Raw genomic sequence first — 17,929 nt, 5'->3', positions numbered from 1 at the left:
TGTTCGGGGAAGTCCTAGATGGCAGATCAGGCGCGATCAGGCAAGACCTGACCCCGTGAGCGATCCCTCGCTCAGCGCGGCGCGAGTTCGCGCACCCATCTCGCGAGGATCTGCTCCTCCAGCGAGCCGTGATGCTCCTGGTGCGCGAGGATGCGCTCGCGCTCGGCGGCGCTGCGGTTCTGGCTGATCTTGGCCTTCATGGTCCAGCGGTCGACCGGCACGCGGAAGCCGACGATCGCGCCCAGCATCTTGCGTTGGAAGTCCTCCGGCAAGCCACGCCACGTCGCGGCGTAGTCGGGCTCCTGCGTTGCGATCAGGCGCTTGAGCAGCGCGTCCTTCGCGTGCTCTTCGTCGATGATCTGAACGCGGCCATGGACCTGGAGGGTCAGGTAATTCCACGTCGGCACCGACAGCGGCGTGTCGTAGTGGCTCGGCGAGATGTAGGCGCCTGGGCCGTTGAACTGCACGAGCACCTCGCCTAGTTCCTCCGACTTCAATGCGGCGATGTGCGGGTTCGCGCGCGCCAGGTGGCCTTCGAGCCACCAGCCCGAGCCGTCCGCCGCATCGGTCGGCGCACCCCAGATCATCGGGACCGGCGTCGCCGACAGGCCATGCGTCGGATCGATCAGCATCAACGTGGCCAGCGGATGCTCCTGGATCATCAGCCGGGCATGCGACAGGTCCGGCAGATCGAAATGCTTGGGCGTGTACATGCGATGACTTTAGGACACATCGCCCGACGACCGCTGAAAGTTTTCCTGACCCACGCCAGTCGTCTGGCATGCCTTCACTCACCCCGGAATGCAAAAACCCCCGCAACTTGCGCTGCGGGGGTTTGCATCTGGTTGGCGGAGACGGAGGGATTCGAACCCTCGATGCAGGTTTTGCCCACATACTCCCTTAGCAGGGGAGCACCTTCGGCCACTCGGTCACGTCTCCAACCGGAGAAGCAGCGACTATAGCATGGCTTTTTGACCCCTCGACCAAAACTCCAGTCGATTCATCCTCTCGCCGCGCGACAGTCGCGCTCCGGATTTCTCTTCAGAACTCAGACCCGACCTCAGGCCTCGATGTCCTGGTCCAGGTCGAACGCGCGATGCAGCGCGCGCACCGCCAGCTCCATGTACTTCTCGTCGATGACGACGGAGGTCTTGATCTCGCTGGTCGTGATCATCTGGATGTTGATCCCCTCTTCCGACAGCGAGCGGAACATCTTCGACGCCACGCCCACGTGCGAGCGCATGCCGATGCCCACGATGGACACCTTGCAGATGCGCTGGTCGCCGGTCACCTTGGCGGCCTGCACCGCCGGTCCCACGACCTTCTCCAGCAGCTCCATCGCGCGCTGGTAGTCGTTGCGGTGCACCGTGAACGAGAAGTCGGTCTTCCCGTCCTGCGACACGTTCTGGATGATGACGTCGACGTCGATGTTCGCGTCGGCCACCGGGCCCAGGATCTGGAACGCGATGCCGGGCTTGTCCGGCACGCCCAGCAGCGTCACCTTGGCCTCGTCGCGGTTGAATGCAATGCCGGAGACGACGGCTTGTTCCATTTGTTCGTCCTCTTCAAAAGTGATCAGGGTGCCGGACTTGGCTTCTTCGTCGATGTCGATGTCCCAGGGCGTGAAGCTGCTCAGCACGCGCATCGGCACGCGGTACTTGCCCGCGAATTCCACCGAGCGGATCTGCAGCACCTTGGAGCCGAGCGACGCCATCTCCAGCATCTCCTCGAAGCTGATGGTGCTCATGCGGCGCGCTTCCGGGACGACGCGCGGATCGGTCGTGTAGACGCCGTCGACGTCGGTGTAGATCAGGCATTCGTCGGCCTTGATCGCCGCGGCGATCGCCACCGCCGAGGTGTCCGAACCGCCGCGTCCCAGCGTCGTGATGTTGCGGTCCTCGTCCACCCCCTGGAAGCCGGTGATCACGACCACGCGGCCGGCGTCGAGGTCGGCCTTGACCTTCGCGTCGTCGATGCTCTCGATGCGGGCCTTGGTGTACGAGTTGTCAGTCGACACGCCGACCTGCCAGCCGGTGTAGCTGACGGCGTCCATGCCCTCGGCCTGCAGCGCGATCGCCAGCAGGCCGACGGAGACCTGCTCGCCGGTCGAGGCGATCATGTCGAGCTCGCGCATCAGCGACGGGGACGAACTGCCGGGCGACAGCTCCTTGGCCAGGCCGAGCAGGCGGTTGGTCTCGCCGCTCATCGCCGAGGGGACTACCACCATCTGGTGACCTGCCCGCGCCCATTTGGCGACGCGCTTGGCCACGTTGCGGATGCGGTCGGTCGACCCCATCGAGGTGCCGCCGTACTTGTGAACGATCAATGCCATGGGAGTGTCAAAGGCCTGCTGCGGGTGGATCGGCGATTCTAAGACGCGCCCTTGCCCGCAACGTCGCTCCCCATGCGGGATCCGCATGCCTCCGGCACCCATCGCAGCGCCATTTGTGCTTCACCCGCTGGCGCCACCCACCGCGCGTCGATGCCCAGACCGGGCGCGAATAGCAGCCGTCCGTCGACATGGATCAGCGGCCCTTCCCTCTGGACAGCGGGGATTCCGGCGGTCTGCCAGCATTTGCGGAGCGCCCGCGCCATGCCTCTGGCGTGGGCCTGGAACTGCTCGCCGCCTTCGCGCGGGCGCAACTCGACATTGCTGAGCGCAGAAAGCGCAACGCCCCCCGTGGTCACGGGTTCGACATGGAACGCACCGCCCCATGAGGTCACCGGATGGCGTCCGGGACGGCTGAGATCCATGCGCATCGTCGATGCCGCCGCGTTGGCCAGGGCGGCCGCGGCGCCGAGGCCGAGCAACGACGCGGGCAGCGCCTCGGCGCGCGCGGGACGTCTCACCTGCGGCGTCGCCTGCACGAAGAACCGGCCGCGGTAGAGGTGCAGTTCGGTGTCGCCCAGCGGCCAGCGCGCGACGGTCGCTGCCGCCCCTTCCGTCATCACGCGTCGGATCAGCGTCGCGGGCGCGGTCCGGCCGGTCGCACGATGCAACCACGCGCGCAACGCATTCGATGCGCGCGCGGCGCTGAGTTCGACCAACAGGGCTTGAGACAAACCGTCGGCACCCGCCTCGTGATCGGACCAACGGGCCAGGTCTTCCTCGGCGATCTCACGCTGGAGTTCGGCCGCTTCCTGCGCCCACGCGGCGGCCTGCGCCAGTGCCGCCTCCGCACCGGGAGCCTCCGCGGTGAGCGCGGGCCAAGCCTCCAGACGGAGTCGATTGCGGGCGAATCGCGCGTCGCCGTTGCTGTCGTCCTCGATGAAGCGCAGGCCGTGTTCGGCGACGTAGGCCTCGATGGATTCGCGGCGACGGTCCAGCCACGGGCGGGCCCAGCAGACGCCGTCGCGCCACTGCGTGCGCGGCATCGCGGACAGGCCCGCCACGCCGGCGCCGCGCAGGGCCTGCAGCAGGAAGGTTTCGGCCTGGTCGCGCCGATGGTGCGCCAGCAGCAGCAGGTCGGCGCCGGCCGCGAGGGTCAGGCGTTGCAATGCCCGATGTCGTCCGGCGCGGGCCCAGGCCTCGATGCTGTCGCCGGGTCCGGGCGCGCCGGCCAGCCGCTCATGCACGAGCGACACCGGCAGACCTTCCGCAGCCCAACCGTCGACCTGCGCCTGAAGATGCGCCAGCCACGCGTCGGCGTGCTCGCTCAGTCCATGATGGATGTGCAACGCCACCACGTGCAGCCCGAGCGGACGGGCAGCAACAGCGGTGGCGTGGAGGAGCGCCGTCGAATCGCGACCGCCGCTGGCGGCGACCGCAATCACGCGGCGGAGGCTGTCGTCAGAGCCGGCAGGAGCACCGGCTTCGGCGCCGGCGCCGGAGCGCAGGTCAGCGGCTCTTGGTGTCGCTGAATCGACCATAGGCCTGGAGGCGCTCGTAGCGGCGGTCCAGCAGTTCCTTGGTCTTCAGGTCGGAGACCTGGCGGAGCGCATCGCCGAGCGCACGCTTCAGGCTGGACGCCATCTGCTTCGGATCGCGGTGCGCGCCGCCGACCGGCTCGCTGACGATCTTGTCGATCAGGCCCAGCGCCTTCAGGCGGTGCGCGGTGATGCCCAGCGCCTCGGCGGCTTCAGGCGCACGCGCCGCGGTCTTCCACAGGATGGACGCGCAGCCTTCCGGCGAGATCACCGAATAGGCCGAGAACTGCAGCATCAGCACCTGGTCGGCCACGCCGATCGCCAGCGCGCCGCCGGAGCCGCCTTCGCCGATGACCGTCGCGATGATGGGCACTTCCAGCTGCGCCATCTCGAAGATGTTGCGGCCGATGGCTTCCGACTGGCTGCGTTCCTCGGCGCCGATGCCGGGGTACGCGCCCATCGTGTCGATGAAGGTGAACACCGGCAGGCCGAACTTCTCGGCCAGCTTCAGCAAGCGCAGCGCCTTGCGGTAACCCTCGGGGCGCGGCATGCCGAAGTTGCGCAGCGTGCGCTCCTTCGCGTCCGAGCCGCGCTGGTGGCCGATGACCATGCAGGCCTGGCCGTTGAAGCGCGCGAGGCCGCCGACGATCGCGGCGTCGTCCGCGAAGTGGCGGTCGCCATGCAGTTCTTCGAACTCGGTGAAGACTTCGCTGCAGTAGTCCAGCGTCTGCGGGCGTTGCGGATGGCGCGCGACCTGATAGACCTGCCACGGCAGGACATTCGAATAGATGTCCTTCGTGAGCTGCAGGCTCTTCTTGCCGAGGCGGTCGATCTCTTCCGAGATGTCCACCGCGGACTCGCTCTGCACGTAGCGGAGCTCGTCGATCTTGCTTTCGAGCTCGGCGATCGGCTGCTCGAATTCGAGGAAGTGTTTCTTGCTCATTCTCAGTAATCCACGGGTAGCGGATCCAGGCTGCGCCAAATATACCAAGTGGCGACGGAGCGGTACGGCGCCCAGCCTTCGCCCAGTTCGCGGGCTTCAGCGCGGGAGACGGGCTCGTCGCTGAAGTAGTGCTGGCCGATGCCCTTCAACAATCCTACGTCATCCAGCGGCAGCACGTTCGGCCGCATCAGATGGAAGATCAGGAACATCTCGGCCGTCCAGCGGCCGATACCGCGGATGGCGACCAGCTCGTCGATGATGGCTTCGTCTTCCATCTGCGCCCATTGACGCACATGGACCTGGCCCGTTTCGAAATGCTGCGCGAGGTCGCTGAGGTACTCCACCTTGCGCAGCGACAGGCCGACGCCGCGCAGGACCGCCTTGTCCAGCGCGAGCACCTCGGTCGGCTTGATGCGGTTGGACGGCCCCGAAATCAGCTCGGCGAACTTGTCCCACACGCCCTGTGCCGCCTTCACCGAGATCTGCTGTCCGACGATCGAACGCGCCAGCGTCGTGAACGCGTCGCCGCGGCTCTGCAGCCGCGCTTCGCCGAATTGCGGGATCAGCTTCTTCATCACCCGGTCGCGCTTGACCAGGTGTCTGCAGGCTTCGTCCCAATAGTCCGGGGTCACCCCGGCAGTCGCCACACGCGCCATCAGGCCTGCTCTCCCGGCTTGGCCGCGCGGACCCAGGTCGTGCCGGTCGGCGAATCCTTCAATTCGATGCCCTGTTCGGCAAGCGACTTGCGGATGCGGTCGGCCTCGGCGAAATCGCGACCGGCCTTCGCCGCGGCGCGCGCGGCGATCTGGGCTTCGATCGCGGCCTGGTCCAGGCCCGCGCCCGCCTGCAGGAAGGTCTTGGGCGCCTGCTGCAGCACGCCCAGCACGCCGCCCAGGGCCTTCAGCAGGCCGGCGTCCTGCGCGGACCGGTCGCGGTTGACCTGGTTCGCGAGTTCGAACAGCACAGCCAGCGCGCCCGGCGTGTTGAAGTCGTCGTCCATCGCGGCCTTGAACGCCGCGGCGGGGCCCGACGTCCAGTCGATCGTCACGTCCGCCGGCGCCACCGCGTCCAGCGCGGTGTACAGCCGGCGCAGCGCCGTGCGCGCATCGTCCAGGCTGACGTCGCTGAAGTTGAACGGGCTGCGGTACTGCGTGCGCAACATGAAGAAGCGGATCGATTCGCCGTCGAACTTCTCCAGCACTTCCTGGATGGTGAAGAAGTTGCCCAGGCTCTTGGACATCTTCTCGCCGTCGATGTTCAGGAAGCCGTTGTGCAGCCAGTAGTTGACGAAGTGGCCGAAGGCGCCTTCGCTCTGCGCGATCTCGTTCTCATGGTGCGGGAACTGGAGGTCCATGCCGCCGCCGTGAATGTCGAAGCGTTCGCCCAGCAGCGCGCAGCTCATGGCCGAGCACTCGATGTGCCAGCCCGGGCGGCCTTCGCCCCAGGGGCTGGCCCACTTGGCCTCGACCGGCTCCTCGGCCTTGGCCGACTTCCAGAGCACGAAGTCCAGCGGATCGCGCTTGCCGTCGTCGACCGCCACGCGTTCGCCAGCCCGCAGCTGGTCCGGCGACTTGCCGCTGAGCTTGCCGTAGCCGTCGAACCTGCGCACCGCGTAGTTCACGTCGCCGCCGCCGTCGGCCTGATACGCCAGGCCCTTGGTCTCCAGCTTGCCGATGATGTCCAGCATCTGCGGGACGTACTCGGTGGCGCGCGGCTCATGCGTCGGCTTGGCGATGCCCAGCGCGTCGAAGTCGCGATGCATCGCGGCGATGGTGTCGCTGGTGAGCTGGCCGATCGTGATGCCGCGCTCGCGCGCGCGACGGATGATCTTGTCGTCGATGTCGGTGATGTTGCGGACATACGTGACGTCGAAGCCGCTGGCCCTCAGCCAGCGGTAGACGACGTCGAACGCGATGTTCATGCGCGCATGGCCCATGTGGCACAGGTCGTAGACCGTGATGCCGCAGACGTACATGCGGACCTTGCCCGGCTCGATCGGTTGGAAATCCTGGAGCTGGCGGTCCAGCGTGTTGTAGATGCGCAAGGAGGACATACGGGGGACGCGCCGCACCGGCGACGGGTCGCGGGGTTCGGCGCATTCGAAGGTGCGGTGCGGGTGGGCCGGAGAGCCGGCCGTGAGGCAAGGGGGAGGCGAGCGTGAGACGAAAGCTCGCTCTAGAATGCCCGGCAGTATAGCGGTCCGACCCCATGCCAAGACTCCCCCTCCTGATCCGCCTCTGCTGCGTCGCCCTCGCGATGACCGGCGCGACCCTGGCGCACGCCGCGCCGCTCGACGACGCGCAGGCGTTGTGGGCCGCCGGCAAGCGCGACCAGGCGATCCAGGTCGCCGAGACCGGCCTCAAGGCCACCCCGGACGATCCGCGCCTGCGGTTCTCGCTGGGCACGATGCTGCTCGAACAGCAGCAGCTCGAGCGCGCCCGCACCCTCTTCACCGGCCTGACCGAGGATTTCCCCGACCTGGCCGATCCGTACAACAACCTGGCCGTCATCCACGCCGCGCGCGGCGAGTACGAAGCCGCGCGCCAGTCGCTGACCCGCGCCCTGGACCTGCAGCCCGACCACGCGCAGGCCCAGGAGAACATGGGCGACGTGCTGATGCGCCTGGCCCAGCAGTCCTACGAACGCGCGTTGAAGCAGGCGCTCGGCGACGACACCGCGCTGAAGGTCAAGTTGCAACGCGTCACAGCGTTCAACAACGCCAAGGGCGTGCAGGCGCGATGATCGCGGACGGCGCACCGACGGTGCGCCGTCGTGCCAGGCCGTCAACGCACCCCGCCCTTCCCTCAACGCTCCCCACACAGACACCTCCGACCATGCGGACCTCCAAACTCCTGCTCGCCGCCGGCGCCGCCGTGCTGGGCCTCGCGGCCTCGTTCGTCCAGGCCCAGACGGTCCGGCTGAACACCACCGCCGGCGACATCGTGATCAAGCTGGACGCCGAGAAGGCGCCCAAGACGGTCGCCAACTTCCTGACCTACGTGAAGGCCGGCCACTACAACGGCGTGATCTTCCATCGCGTCATCGGCGACTTCATGATCCAGACGGGCGGCTACACCGCCGACCTGAAGCAGCGCCCGACGCGCCCGCCGATCCCGCTGGAAGCCGGCAACGGCCTGATGAACATCCGCGGTTCGATCGCCATGGCACGGACCAACGATCCGAACTCGGCGACCTCGCAGTTCTTCATCAACACCGTGGACAACCCGGCGCTCGATCCGGGCTACGCGTCCGACGGACGCGGTTATGCCGTGTTCGGCTACGTCAGCGAGGGCATGGAGGTGGTCGACAAGATCCGCGCGGTGCCCAACGCGCCGTCGCCGAAGAACCCCGCTTTCCAGAACCTGCCCAACACCCCGGTCTTGATCAACAAGGCCACCGTCGAGAAATAAGGAGTTGAAGCCATGACCAAGATTGTTGAACTGCACACCAACCACGGCCTGATCACTGTGGAGCTGGACGACGCGAAGGCCCCCAAGAGCGTCGAGAACTTTCTGGCCTACGTCGCCAAGGGCCACTACGACGGCACCATCTTCCACCGCGTCATCAAGGGCTTCATGGCCCAGGGCGGTGGTTTCGAGGAAGGCATGAAGCAGAAGCCGGCCGACGCGCCGATCCAGAACGAGGCCAACAACGGCCTGAAGAACGACAAGTACACGCTGGCGATGGCGCGCACGAACGCGCCCCATTCGGCCAGCGCGCAGTTCTTCATCAACACGGTCGACAACGACTTCCTGAACTTCAAGAGCGAAAGCCCGTCGGGCTGGGGCTATGCGGTGTTCGGCAAGGTCGTCGGCGGCCAGGACGTCGTGGACAAGATCGAGAAGGTCAAGACCAGCCGCTCGGGCTTCCATGACGACGTGCCGGTCGATCCGGTGATCATCGAGCGCGCTGTCGCGGTCGAGTGAGTCCCGGATCCGCTGCCTTCCCCCTGCCCCGTGCGGTGGTGCCCCTGGCACCGCTGCGGGCGGCGGCAGGCTGGCGGCGGATCGACCTGCTCTCCGACCTGCACCTGTCGCCGGACATGCCGGCGACGCTGGCGCGATTCCGCGCCCACCTGGCGGCAACGCCGGCCGACGCGGTCTTCCTGCTCGGCGACATCTTCGAGGCCTGGATCGGCGACGACGCGCGCTGGCAGGCCGGCACCTTCGAGCAGTTCGCGCTCGACGTGCTGCGCGAGACCGCTTCGCGCAAGACCCTCTTCTTCATGCACGGCAACCGCGACTTCGCGCTCGGCGAGGCGATGGCGTCGGACGCCGGCATGCGGCTGCTCGACGATCCGACACGGCTCGATGCCTTCGGACGTTCGTGGCTGCTGAGCCATGGCGATCAGCTCTGTCTCGGCGATGTGGGCTACCTGAAGGCGCGCGCGATCGTTCGCCGGCCTGAGGTGCTCGCGGCATTGCGGGCGATGCCGCTGTTCGCGCGACGTGCACTCGCCCGGCACCTGCGCGCGAAGAGCCGCATGCATCAGACCGATCCGTCCACGTGGGCAGACGTCGACGACGACGCGGCGCGCTCATGGCTGGGCGCGTCAGGCTGCGACACGCTGATCCACGGCCACACGCACCGGCCGGCGGTGCACGACCTCGGCAACGGGCTCACGCGCGCCGTGCTGTCCGACTGGGACTACGACCACGGCCCGGGCCGCGGCGACGTGCTGGTGCTCGATCTCGACGGCCTGCGGCGCATCGCCCCGATGACCTCGGCGACCGAGGTCGCCCTCGGCACATGATCGGCGACCTGCTGCAACGCTGGCGCGCGCATCGCGAGCGCAAACTGCTCGACCAGTTCGCGATCCCCGATCCGCTGTGGGAGCTCACGCTCACGCAGTACCCCTTCATCGCCCGCCGCAGCGAGGCCGATCGCGCCGAGCTGCGCAGACTGTGTTCACTGTTCCTGTCGGCGAAGGAGTTCCACGGCGTCAACGGCTTCAAGGTCACCGACGAAGTCGCGGTAGCCGTCGCCGCGCAGGCCTGCCTGCCGGTGCTGCGCCTGGGGCTCGACTGGTACGACGGGTTCGTCGGCATCGTCATGCACGAGGGCGAGGTCGTCGCCGCGCGCGAGACGATGGACGAGGACGGGGTCGTCCACCAATACGACGAGACGCTCGCCGGCGAAGCGATGGAAGGCGGACCGCTGATGCTCGCCTGGAGCGAGATCACGCCCGAAGCCGTCGACCGCGTCGAAGGCCACGACTCGGTCTACAACGTCGTGATCCACGAATTCGCCCACGTGCTGGACATGCGCGACGGCGAACCCGATGGCGCGCCGACGATCGACGATCCCGCACTGCGCCTGCAATGGGGCGCCACGATGGAAGCCGAGTGGCACTGGTTCTGCGACCAGGTCGACGCAGGCGTCGCGACGCTGATCGATCCCTACGGCGCGGAAGCCCCCGAGGAGTTCTTTGCGGTCGCCGTCGAAGCCTTCTTCGTCGCGCCGCGCGAGCTCCTCGCCGAGCAACCGCGGTTGTACCGGCTCCTCGCCGGGTTCTTCAGGCAAGACCCGGCACGCGACGACTGAGCACCATCGGGCGAGCCCGGGCCCCGTCTCCTCCGTCTCCCTCCTTCGCCTGCCAGCTGGGAGTCGAATTGAATCGCCCGAGTCCACTAGCTATGCCGGAGACCAGCACCCGGCACGAGGCGCGAATACAAGACCGCCAACCTTCGACAAGTTGGCAGCGCTACCAGCGTAAACAGGGCTCACACCATCTCCACGCTGACATTGCAGTACGGGAAGTTGAAGATCAATGTGACCTTCTCGGTCGCGGCAATCACCACCATCCTGATCTTGCTGCTATAGGAGTGCGGGGAGGGGCTTACGTACCCTCCGTGAAACCAATAACAAGCTGGGCGATTCAGTTCCTGCGCGAGGTAGGTGATGAATCCGGTTCCACTTTCAGAATAACGGCGCCCCGGAATTCTTGGCCCACCTGACGTGCATTGATCTGCAAGAGCACTGGGCTACGGCTCCACTCGGCGTCTTGAAGCAGCTTGCGATAGTTACCGGTCAGCGTGTCATCCTGCACTTCGGCATCCAACTCGACACCAGTCACGATGTTGTAAACCTTCACGCGGAACCGCGACGCATCGGACCAATCCAGCTTAAGGAGTCGATACCTTCCGTCGAGCCGCACTTCGTCAGAGGTTCGACGGGCGTTCTGGACGAGCGTCATTGCAGTGCGCCCATCCATGGGCACCGATCCGATTTTGGCCGTGTCAGCCTCGCTGACAGCCTTAACCAGTTCTACTTTTGCGTCTTGCGACAGCTCCTCAACGGCCTTCAGTTTGGAAGGCAGTTCCGAGATAGCCTGCGTGAGCAGCTCTGTACGCTTAGTCTCTTGCGCCGAGCTGAACTTCAAGACCTCAAGAGTTTGACGCTGAGTGTCGTCTGTCAGCTCCTTAAGGCGGACCTCCCTGCGGTTGTCCAGGAAAGTCTTGAGCGAAGACGTTCCGAAATACAGAGCCAGGAAGGTCAGCAGGACGATGAGGATGTGGGTCGAGTCCATCTTCGCTCCCATCTGCTTTACAAATTCGATCGCTAGGGCGTTGACGTCCAGATCCAGCTTCGTGGATCCGCCTTCCACCTTCACGCGTATCTCCAACGCTTCTTTCTCCGCGTCTGTTAGGCGCTTAGATTCGTTGTCGTACTTAGCCGAGGCATACGCGCGGTAGACGAGCCGCTGGTACTCGAGAAGCGACTTCATCACCGTGGGCGTGATGGTCTGCTCGAACTTCTCGCCTTTCAGATATATGGTGAGATGCGGCCAACCTTCAAGTCGCAAGGCCGACCACGGTTCGACCTTCCCGTTCAGCGCCTTCTCCAACAGCGCATACGCCTCTGCTTCGTTGCGCACTACAAGCTCTGGCAATCTCTTTTGTGTGCTCATCGGCTCTCCCTGAAACCGTCAGCTTAGCGCAGGTGCCTGAGCGCTGTAACTGCGGATGTGCGGGGGGCTACGGACCAACCAGCCGCAGGAGATTGACCTACCAGGTCGGGAGACGACCTTGGCCAGCTTTAGTCAGGCACAGAGTTCACAACGAAAAAGCCCGCGTGAGCGGGCTTTGGGGTCAGGCGTTGCTGAAGGTCAATCGGCGGTGGCCGGCTCGGACTTGGGCTTGTTGTCCTTCTTGTTGGGCGTGATGTCCAACTGGACTTCGCCCTTGTCGTCGACATCCACGCTGAGGCGACCACCGTCGACCAGGCGACCGAACAGGAGTTCGTCCGCCAGGGCGCGACGGATGGTGTCCTGGATCAGGCGCTGCATCGGACGCGCACCCATCAACGGATCGAAGCCCTTGGCGGCGAGGTGCTTGCGCAGCGCGTCGCTGAAGGTAACCTCGACCTTCTTCTCGGCCAGCTGGCTTTCGAGCTGCAGCAGGAACTTGTCCACCACCCGCAGGATGATGTCCTCGTTCAGCGCACCGAAGTTGACGATCGCGTCCAGGCGGTTGCGGAACTCCGGCGTGAACAGGCGCTTGATGTCGGCCATCTCGTCGCCCTGCTCGCGCTTGGTCGTGAAACCGATCGTCGACTTGTTCATCGCCTCCGCACCCGCGTTCGTGGTCATGATGATGATCACGTTGCGGAAGTCGGCCTTGCGTCCGTTGTTGTCGGTCAAGGTGCCGTGATCCATGACCTGCAGCAGCACGTTGAAGACGTCCGGATGCGCCTTCTCGATCTCGTCGAGCAGCAGCACCGCGTGCGGCTTCTTGGTGATCGCCTCGGTCAGCAGACCGCCCTGGTCGAAACCGACGTAGCCCGGAGGCGCACCGATCAGGCGGCTGACGGCGTGCCGCTCCATGTACTCGGACATGTCGAAGCGGATCAGCTCGATGCCCAGGATGTAGGCCAGCTGCTTGGCGACTTCCGTCTTGCCCACGCCCGTCGGGCCGCTGAACAGGAAGGAGCCGATCGGCTTGTCCGGCTTGCCCAGGCCCGAACGCGCCATCTTGATGGCCGCGGCCAGCGCGTCGATGGACGGATCCTGGCCGAAGACCACGCTCTTCAGGTCGCGGTCCAGGCTCTTGAGCTTGCCGCGATCGTCCGTCGACACCGAGGCCGGCGGAATGCGCGCGATCTTGGCGACGATGTCCTCGACCTCCGCGCGGGTGATCGTCTTCTTCTGCTTGCTCTTGGGCAGCACGCGTTGAGCCGCGCCGGCCTCGTCGATGACGTCGATCGCCTTGTCGGGCAGGTGACGGTCATTGATGTACTTGGCCGAGAGCTCCGCCGCCGCCTGCAGCGCGGTCAGCGCGTACTTGACGCTGTGGTGCTCCTCGAAGCGGGACTTCAATCCCTTGAGGATCTCGACAGTCTGGTCGATGGTGGGCTCGACCACGTCGACCTTCTGGAAGCGCCGCGACAGCGCCGCGTCCTTCTCGAAGATGCCGCGGTACTCGCTGAAGGTCGTCGCGCCGATGCACTTCAACTGACCCGAGGACAGCGCCGGCTTGAGCAGGTTGCTCGCGTCCAGCGTGCCGCCCGACGCCGCGCCGGCGCCGATCAGGGTGTGGATCTCGTCGATGAAGAGGATCGCGCCGGGCTGGTCCTTCAGCTGCTTGATCACCGCCTTGAGGCGCTGCTCGAAGTCGCCGCGGTACTTGGTGCCCGCCAGCAGCGCGCCCATGTCCAGCGAATACACCACCGCTTCGGCCAGCACGTCGGGCACCTGGCCCTCGGTGATGCGCCAGGCCAGGCCCTCGGCGATCGCCGTCTTGCCCACGCCGGCCTCGCCGACCAGCAGCGGGTTGTTCTTGCGGCGGCGGCACAGGATCTGCACCACGCGCTCGACCTCGAGCTCGCGACCGATCAGCGGATCGATCTTGCCGTCGCGGGCGAGCTGGTTGAGGTTCTGGGTGAACTGCTCCAGCGGGCTGCCCTTGCCGCCGCCCTGGCCCTGACCGCCCTCGCCCTCTTCGCGCTCGGATTCGGCACCGTTGCCTTCCGGGCCCTTGGGAGGCTCGGGCGGCTCGCTCTTCTTGATGCCGTGGGCGATGAAGTTGACGACGTCCAGACGCGTCACGCCCTGCTGGTGCAGGTAGTAGACGGCGTGGGAGTCCTTCTCGCCGAAGATCGCGACCAGCACGTTGGCGCCGGTCACTTCCTTCTTGCCGTTGCCGGTCGACTGGACGTGCATGATCGCGCGCTGGATCACGCGCTGGAAACCGAGCGTGGGTTGGGTGTCCACCTCGTCGGTGCCCCCCACGGTCGGCGTGTTCTCCTTGATGAACTGCGCAAGCGACTTGCGCAGGTCCTCAATGTTCGCCGCGCATGCGCGCAGCACCTCCGCCGCGGACGGGTTGTCCAGCAGCGCCATCAGCAGGTGTTCCACGGTGATGAACTCGTGGCGCTGCTGGCGCGCTTCGACAAACGCCATGTGCAGGCTGACTTCAAGCTCTTGCGCAATCATGCGGCCTCCATAATGCACTGCAGGGGGTGACCGGCGCGCCGTGCGGCCGCCAGCACCATTTCGACCTTGGTGGCCGCGACGTCCTTGGTGAAAACACCGCAGACCCCGCGACCGTCGTGATGGATCTTCAACATGATCTGGGTGGCCGTATCCAGGTCATGGCGGAAGTACTCCTGCAAGACCATCACCACAAACTCCATCGGTGTGAAGTCATCGTTGAGCATCAGCACCTGGTAAAGGCGCGGCGGCTCCGTCTTCTGAGCGACACGCTCCAGCGTGGTGGAATTCCCACCGTCCTCCGGACCCGGCGGCTGAGGGCCGGGCGGGGGTCCCGCGGGTGGGGGCTGTTGGGCAAACAATGGCATGAACCGATTCTATAAACAGCGGGAGCACCCTACATGGGGACAGGCTTCAGCCTGTCAATGCCCCGAGTTTGTCACCTTCGCGCCTCCTGACCCCGGGGAGTTCCTCAATTGACACTGGCTTGACACGGATTTGAGAATCCGCCCCGGTGCGAGAAAGACACCGGGATGGAGAAGAACATGGCAACAGGCACGGTCAAGTGGTTCAACGATGCCAAAGGGTTTGGCTTTATTGAACCCGAACAGGGCGGGGGCGACGTTTTCGCGCACTTCTCAGCCATTCAGATGGACGGCTTCCGGACGCTCAAGCAGGGCGGCAAGGTGAGCTACGAGCTGGTGCAGGGCCCCAAGGGGCAACTGGCGCAGAACATCCGTCCGCTGGAGGGCGGCGACGCCTCGGACGCGCCGCTGGACGCGCCCATCGGCATGCCGATGTTGGCGGAAGCCCACGTCGGGCAGCAGGCGGCCGCGGCCTGAATCCGGTCGGCTGATCCGACCCGCACGCAGGAAAGCCCGCGCAAGCGGGCTTTCTGCATTCCGGTAGGCAACGGGCGCCCTGTGGTCAGAAGGAAACATCGACCCGGGATCGGGCAAGGAATCCGCCGGGGAATCGGACGCGGGAGTGCCCGATTCCCCTTGTCGACCTACCGATATCAACGTCCCCCGGCAAACGCGCCGCGCTCGTCCGAGAAAACGATCTCCACGCGACGGTTCTGCTGACGGCCAGCGGCGTTGTCGTTGGAGGCCACGGGACGCGCCTCGCCGTTGCCACGGACGTCGATCCGCCCGGCGTCGACGCCTCGCTTCACCAGCGCATCGCGCACCGACTCCGCGCGGGCTCGCGACAGGGCGACGTTGCTCTGCGCGTTGCCGGTACTGTCGGTGAAGCCCTCGATGAGGATGCGGCGTTCCGGATGGTTGCGCAGCGCCGAGGACAAGGTGTCCAGGCGGCTGAAGGCGCCCTCCTTCAGGGTGGCCTTGCTGGTGTCGAACAGCACGTCCTGCAGCATGACGACGAGGCCCTGCGGGGTCGGCTTGGCCTGGATTTCCGCGAGCTCGCGCTGCAGACGGTTGGCGCGCTCGGAGGCGGCGATCGCCGCGGCTTCGGCGGCCGCGGCCTGCCCTTGAGCGACCTGCGCCTGGCCCTGCGCAACCTGGGCCTGACGGGTACGGACTTCCGCGCGCAGACGCTCGCGCTCGAGGCCGGCCTGCTCGACCTTCGCGTCGGCGGCGCGCGCCGCGCCCAGGTTGATCGCCGTCTGGGCGCGCTGCGAGGCGACCGTGGCGGCGCTGTCCACTTCGGACGGGTCCTTGCGTTCCCGCCAGGCGAAGTCGGCGCGGTCCAACGATTCCTTGGCCTTCGAGAGTTCAGCGGAGGCGTAGCGGCTCGTATTCGGATCGCTGGTGGCCTGCGCGTAGTCACGCTTGGCGGCGTCCAGGCCGGCATTGGGCAGAGGGACCGACGAGCAGGCGGCCAGCGCCAGGGCCGTGAGTCCGCCTGCGATGTTCCAGTATCGATTCATGGTGTCTCCTAGAGTGGCAGTCGCTGACGGATCAACGGGCGGGCGCGGCCGGAGCCGGACCTCGGTTGAGCTCCTCGCGCAGCGTCGAGAGGCTGCGGTCCAGCTCCATGGAGGCTTTCTCCGAGCGGTCGCGCGCGGCCTTGGACCTGGCCAATGCGGCGGCGGCCTCGGCCTCGTCCGCCTTGCGGCGTGCGAGCGCGTGATCGCCCTTCTTCTGCGCTTCCTGGGCTTCAGCCAGACGGGCGCGGGCCACGACCAGATCCGGTGAATCGCCGGTGCCGATGCTGGTCTGGGCGGCTTCGAGCGCGCCTCGGCTTTCGCCAAGCTGGGAGGCGGTCTCGACCTTGTTGGTCGAGCAGCCCGTCATTGCGGCCACGGCGAGGACGCCTGCCGCGAACAGGGCACTTCGGGGGAAGAGTTGGTGTCGCATGAACACTCCTTCTCAATGGATGGATGGTCATGCGATGGCAAGCGCGGTACCTGCATGGTTCCGGCGAGAGGTTCAAGGCCAGCAGAGGGCCCTGGCAGCGGCGTCGTGCGTCGAGCTTTCAGGTGCTTGCCGACCAGCACGCAACCGCGTTCGGCGTCGCCCTGGGGCGCGGTGATCCGGCGATCGAAGGCGCGCTCAGAGCTCGTCGCGCGGCGCGCCTCCAGGCTTGCGCGCGAGCTCCTGCGAGATAGCCTTCGCCACGTCATGGATCTCGTGCGGGCTGGCCGCTTCGAACTTGGCCTTGAACGCCTTGGTCTCCTCGGCCGACAGCCCCGCGGGCGCAACGATGAATCGATCGTTGTCGGTCTCCGATTTCCCAGGGAAATGCCAGGCCTCCCCGCCGTTGCGGGCCTGCGCCAGCTGATCGATCTGCGGCTTGAAGTCCTTGTCGACGGTCAGTGCGATCCAGCCCTTGCTCGACGTCACCCGGTCGAGTTCCGCGACGTGATAGGCGTACACGGGAGCGCCTTCCATCGTCGTGAGATTGGAGAAGCCTTTCGCCAGCGGGACGAAGCCCACGGCAGAAGTCTCGCTGCGCGAAGGCCATTCGTTGATCTTGACGAGGTTGGGGATGGGGCCGCCATTGACGTCCTTCCCAAGACCAGGCTCCCCCACGGCGGTCTGGAGCTTCATCGGTCCCGACGAAATCGTCGACTGCGCGTTGACGTTGATGGCGTGCAGGTTGCCGCTCTTCATGCCGTCCGGTGCCGTCTTCTGACCCTCGCCGCCAATGTCGACCATCGCGAAGTCATGCGCCTGCAGGCCGAGCTCCTGACGAGACGCGAGGACACTGCCCAGCGGGGCACCTTGCAGTCGAGGCGCGAAGTCGCGCTGGAACGCCGCGGCGGCCTGACCGCCGATAGCGGTGTTGCAGTCAACCGCTGCAGGCGCGTTGGGCTGGACCGGTCGATGGGCCGACAGGCCGAGTTGACCGAGAGACGAAAGACTCACGCGTCCAGGCTGGCCACCGCCGGACAGCGCGACGCGCGAGTTGCTCGGCAGCCCGCTCTGCGATCCGCCTTGCGACACCTGGCTCGCTGGGCCCACGTTGTTGGCGGAGACGCCCTGAGGCAACACGGCCGCGGCGCCCAGCGTCGCGGTCAGCATCTTGTCGACACGCATGACGGTACTTCCTCGATGACTTCAAAGGAGACCATTCTGTGAACCCGTTGCCGGCCATTTGCGGTCGACGCGAAAGGGGCGAACGGCTTGCGAAGCCAAAGCCCGGCAAGCGGGCGAGCAGCGTAGCGGCAGCGACCGGACACCTCGAATCACGGACGATGGGACGACTTCGAACCCGCGCCCGTTTAA

General features: G+C 66.2%; 18 protein-coding genes and 1 tRNA gene. 6 read left to right on the top strand and 13 right to left on the bottom strand.

The window, feature by feature from the left end; genetic code table 11:
• Nucleotides 1-71: 71 nt before the first annotated feature.
• The 7 genes from PV762_RS01575 to cysS form a co-directional block, all read right to left on the bottom strand.
• Nucleotides 72-713 (bottom strand): FMN-binding negative transcriptional regulator, encoded by a 642-nt coding sequence (locus PV762_RS01575; RefSeq protein ID WP_421033264.1) that lies wholly within the window; start codon nucleotides 711-713, stop codon nucleotides 72-74.
• 133 nt (nucleotides 714-846) lie between these two features.
• Nucleotides 847-939 (bottom strand) — tRNA-Ser (locus PV762_RS01570).
• Nucleotides 940-1,060: 121 nt separating this feature from the next.
• Nucleotides 1,061-2,332, bottom strand: coding sequence for an aspartate kinase (locus PV762_RS01565; protein WP_067269429.1), 1,272 nt, complete (start codon nucleotides 2,330-2,332; stop codon nucleotides 1,061-1,063).
• A gap of 38 nt (nucleotides 2,333-2,370) precedes the next feature.
• On the bottom strand, nucleotides 2,371-3,774 hold the full coding sequence (gene tilS / locus PV762_RS01560) for a tRNA lysidine(34) synthetase TilS (RefSeq protein ID WP_421033263.1): 1,404 nt from the start codon (nucleotides 3,772-3,774) through the stop codon (nucleotides 2,371-2,373).
• A gap of 64 nt (nucleotides 3,775-3,838) precedes the next feature.
• Nucleotides 3,839-4,810, bottom strand: coding sequence for an acetyl-CoA carboxylase carboxyltransferase subunit alpha (locus PV762_RS01555; RefSeq protein WP_421033262.1), 972 nt, complete (start codon nucleotides 4,808-4,810; stop codon nucleotides 3,839-3,841).
• 2 nt (nucleotides 4,811-4,812) lie between these two features.
• A complete protein-coding gene (locus PV762_RS01550) occupies nucleotides 4,813-5,466 on the bottom strand; it encodes a DNA-3-methyladenine glycosylase family protein (protein ID WP_421033261.1) in 654 nt (217 codons plus the stop codon).
• Entirely contained in the window at nucleotides 5,466-6,863 is a 1,398-nt protein-coding gene (gene cysS / locus PV762_RS01545) for a cysteine--tRNA ligase (protein WP_421033260.1), read from the bottom strand. The genes PV762_RS01550 and cysS overlap by 1 nt, the downstream gene beginning before the upstream one ends.
• Nucleotides 6,864-7,018: 155 nt before the next feature.
• Between cysS and PV762_RS01540 the strand changes: the two genes are divergently transcribed.
• The 5 genes from PV762_RS01540 (at nucleotide 7,019) to PV762_RS01520 (ending at nucleotide 10,354) form a co-directional block, all read left to right on the top strand.
• Nucleotides 7,019-7,552 (top strand): tetratricopeptide repeat protein, encoded by a 534-nt coding sequence (locus PV762_RS01540; protein ID WP_421033259.1) that lies wholly within the window; start codon nucleotides 7,019-7,021, stop codon nucleotides 7,550-7,552.
• A 92-nt stretch (nucleotides 7,553-7,644) separates the two neighbouring features.
• Nucleotides 7,645-8,220, top strand: coding sequence for a peptidylprolyl isomerase (locus PV762_RS01535; protein WP_421033258.1), 576 nt, complete (start codon nucleotides 7,645-7,647; stop codon nucleotides 8,218-8,220).
• A 21-nt stretch (nucleotides 8,221-8,241) separates the two neighbouring features.
• Nucleotides 8,242-8,736: a peptidylprolyl isomerase gene (locus tag PV762_RS01530; RefSeq protein WP_421033407.1), complete on the top strand. Its 495-nt coding sequence runs from the start codon at nucleotides 8,242-8,244 to the stop codon at nucleotides 8,734-8,736.
• Nucleotides 8,737-8,774: 38 nt separating this feature from the next.
• A complete protein-coding gene (locus PV762_RS01525; protein WP_421033257.1) occupies nucleotides 8,775-9,563 on the top strand; it encodes a UDP-2,3-diacylglucosamine diphosphatase in 789 nt (262 codons plus the stop codon).
• Nucleotides 9,560-10,354: a zinc-dependent peptidase gene (locus tag PV762_RS01520; protein ID WP_421033256.1), complete on the top strand. Its 795-nt coding sequence runs from the start codon at nucleotides 9,560-9,562 to the stop codon at nucleotides 10,352-10,354. Before PV762_RS01525 ends, PV762_RS01520 begins: the two co-directional genes overlap by 4 nt.
• Nucleotides 10,355-10,688: 334 nt before the next feature.
• On the opposite strand, the gene PV762_RS01515 is transcribed toward PV762_RS01520, so the two are convergent.
• The 3 genes from PV762_RS01515 to clpS form a co-directional block, all read right to left on the bottom strand.
• The gene (locus PV762_RS01515) at nucleotides 10,689-11,720 is read right to left on the bottom strand and encodes a hypothetical protein (protein WP_421033255.1); all 1,032 of its coding nucleotides are present in this window, start codon (nucleotides 11,718-11,720) and stop codon (nucleotides 10,689-10,691) included.
• A gap of 198 nt (nucleotides 11,721-11,918) precedes the next feature.
• A complete protein-coding gene (gene clpA, locus PV762_RS01510) occupies nucleotides 11,919-14,243 on the bottom strand; it encodes an ATP-dependent Clp protease ATP-binding subunit ClpA (RefSeq protein ID WP_421033254.1) in 2,325 nt (774 codons plus the stop codon).
• On the bottom strand, nucleotides 14,240-14,608 hold the full coding sequence (gene clpS / locus PV762_RS01505; protein WP_088405224.1) for an ATP-dependent Clp protease adapter ClpS: 369 nt from the start codon (nucleotides 14,606-14,608) through the stop codon (nucleotides 14,240-14,242). Before clpS ends, clpA begins: the two co-directional genes overlap by 4 nt.
• Nucleotides 14,609-14,773: 165 nt before the next feature.
• Here clpS and PV762_RS01500 point away from each other — a divergent pair, with 165 nt between their 5' ends.
• Nucleotides 14,774-15,082, top strand: a complete 309-nt coding sequence (locus PV762_RS01500) for a cold-shock protein (protein ID WP_421033253.1) — start codon at nucleotides 14,774-14,776, stop codon at nucleotides 15,080-15,082.
• Between the two features lie 176 nt (nucleotides 15,083-15,258).
• Here the strand turns inward: PV762_RS01500 and PV762_RS01495 are convergent, their stop codons facing one another.
• The 3 genes from PV762_RS01495 to PV762_RS01485 form a co-directional block, all read right to left on the bottom strand.
• The gene (locus PV762_RS01495) at nucleotides 15,259-16,128 is read right to left on the bottom strand and encodes an OmpA family protein (protein ID WP_421033252.1); all 870 of its coding nucleotides are present in this window, start codon (nucleotides 16,126-16,128) and stop codon (nucleotides 15,259-15,261) included.
• 31 nt (nucleotides 16,129-16,159) lie between these two features.
• The gene (locus PV762_RS01490) at nucleotides 16,160-16,558 is read right to left on the bottom strand and encodes a hypothetical protein (RefSeq protein ID WP_421033251.1); all 399 of its coding nucleotides are present in this window, start codon (nucleotides 16,556-16,558) and stop codon (nucleotides 16,160-16,162) included.
• Nucleotides 16,559-16,753: 195 nt separating this feature from the next.
• Nucleotides 16,754-17,740, bottom strand: a complete 987-nt coding sequence (locus PV762_RS01485) for a hypothetical protein (protein WP_421033250.1) — start codon at nucleotides 17,738-17,740, stop codon at nucleotides 16,754-16,756.
• Between the last annotated feature and the right edge of the window lie 189 nt (nucleotides 17,741-17,929).

Source organism: Mitsuaria sp. CC2 (genome assembly GCF_048957715.1).
Lineage (GTDB): Bacteria > Pseudomonadota > Gammaproteobacteria > Burkholderiales > Burkholderiaceae_C > Roseateles.
The sequence above is the reverse complement of the archived record's forward strand: the minus strand, read 5'-3'. Positions and strand labels throughout refer to the sequence as shown.

Excerpts from the sequence above, each read along its gene's own strand:
- PV762_RS01575 (WP_421033264.1), bottom strand. The coding sequence starts at position 713 with ATGTACACGCCCAAGCATTTCGATCTGCCGGACCTGTCGCATGCCCGG.
- PV762_RS01565 (WP_067269429.1), bottom strand. The coding sequence starts at position 2,332 with ATGGCATTGATCGTTCACAAGTACGGCGGCACCTCGATGGGGTCGACC.
- PV762_RS01555 (WP_421033262.1), bottom strand. The coding sequence starts at position 4,810 with ATGAGCAAGAAACACTTCCTCGAATTCGAGCAGCCGATCGCCGAGCTC.
- PV762_RS01550 (WP_421033261.1), bottom strand. The coding sequence starts at position 5,466 with ATGGCGCGTGTGGCGACTGCCGGGGTGACCCCGGACTATTGGGACGAA.
- cysS (WP_421033260.1), bottom strand. The coding sequence starts at position 6,863 with ATGTCCTCCTTGCGCATCTACAACACGCTGGACCGCCAGCTCCAGGAT.
- PV762_RS01540 (WP_421033259.1), top strand. The coding sequence starts at position 7,019 with ATGCCAAGACTCCCCCTCCTGATCCGCCTCTGCTGCGTCGCCCTCGCG.
- PV762_RS01535 (WP_421033258.1), top strand. The coding sequence starts at position 7,645 with ATGCGGACCTCCAAACTCCTGCTCGCCGCCGGCGCCGCCGTGCTGGGC.
- PV762_RS01520 (WP_421033256.1), top strand. The coding sequence starts at position 9,560 with ATGATCGGCGACCTGCTGCAACGCTGGCGCGCGCATCGCGAGCGCAAA.
- PV762_RS01515 (WP_421033255.1), bottom strand. The coding sequence starts at position 11,720 with ATGAGCACACAAAAGAGATTGCCAGAGCTTGTAGTGCGCAACGAAGCA.
- clpA (WP_421033254.1), bottom strand. The coding sequence starts at position 14,243 with ATGATTGCGCAAGAGCTTGAAGTCAGCCTGCACATGGCGTTTGTCGAA.
- clpS (WP_088405224.1), bottom strand. The coding sequence starts at position 14,608 with ATGCCATTGTTTGCCCAACAGCCCCCACCCGCGGGACCCCCGCCCGGC.
- PV762_RS01500 (WP_421033253.1), top strand. The coding sequence starts at position 14,774 with ATGGAGAAGAACATGGCAACAGGCACGGTCAAGTGGTTCAACGATGCC.
- PV762_RS01495 (WP_421033252.1), bottom strand. The coding sequence starts at position 16,128 with ATGAATCGATACTGGAACATCGCAGGCGGACTCACGGCCCTGGCGCTG.
- PV762_RS01490 (WP_421033251.1), bottom strand. The coding sequence starts at position 16,558 with ATGCGACACCAACTCTTCCCCCGAAGTGCCCTGTTCGCGGCAGGCGTC.
- PV762_RS01485 (WP_421033250.1), bottom strand. The coding sequence starts at position 17,740 with ATGCGTGTCGACAAGATGCTGACCGCGACGCTGGGCGCCGCGGCCGTG.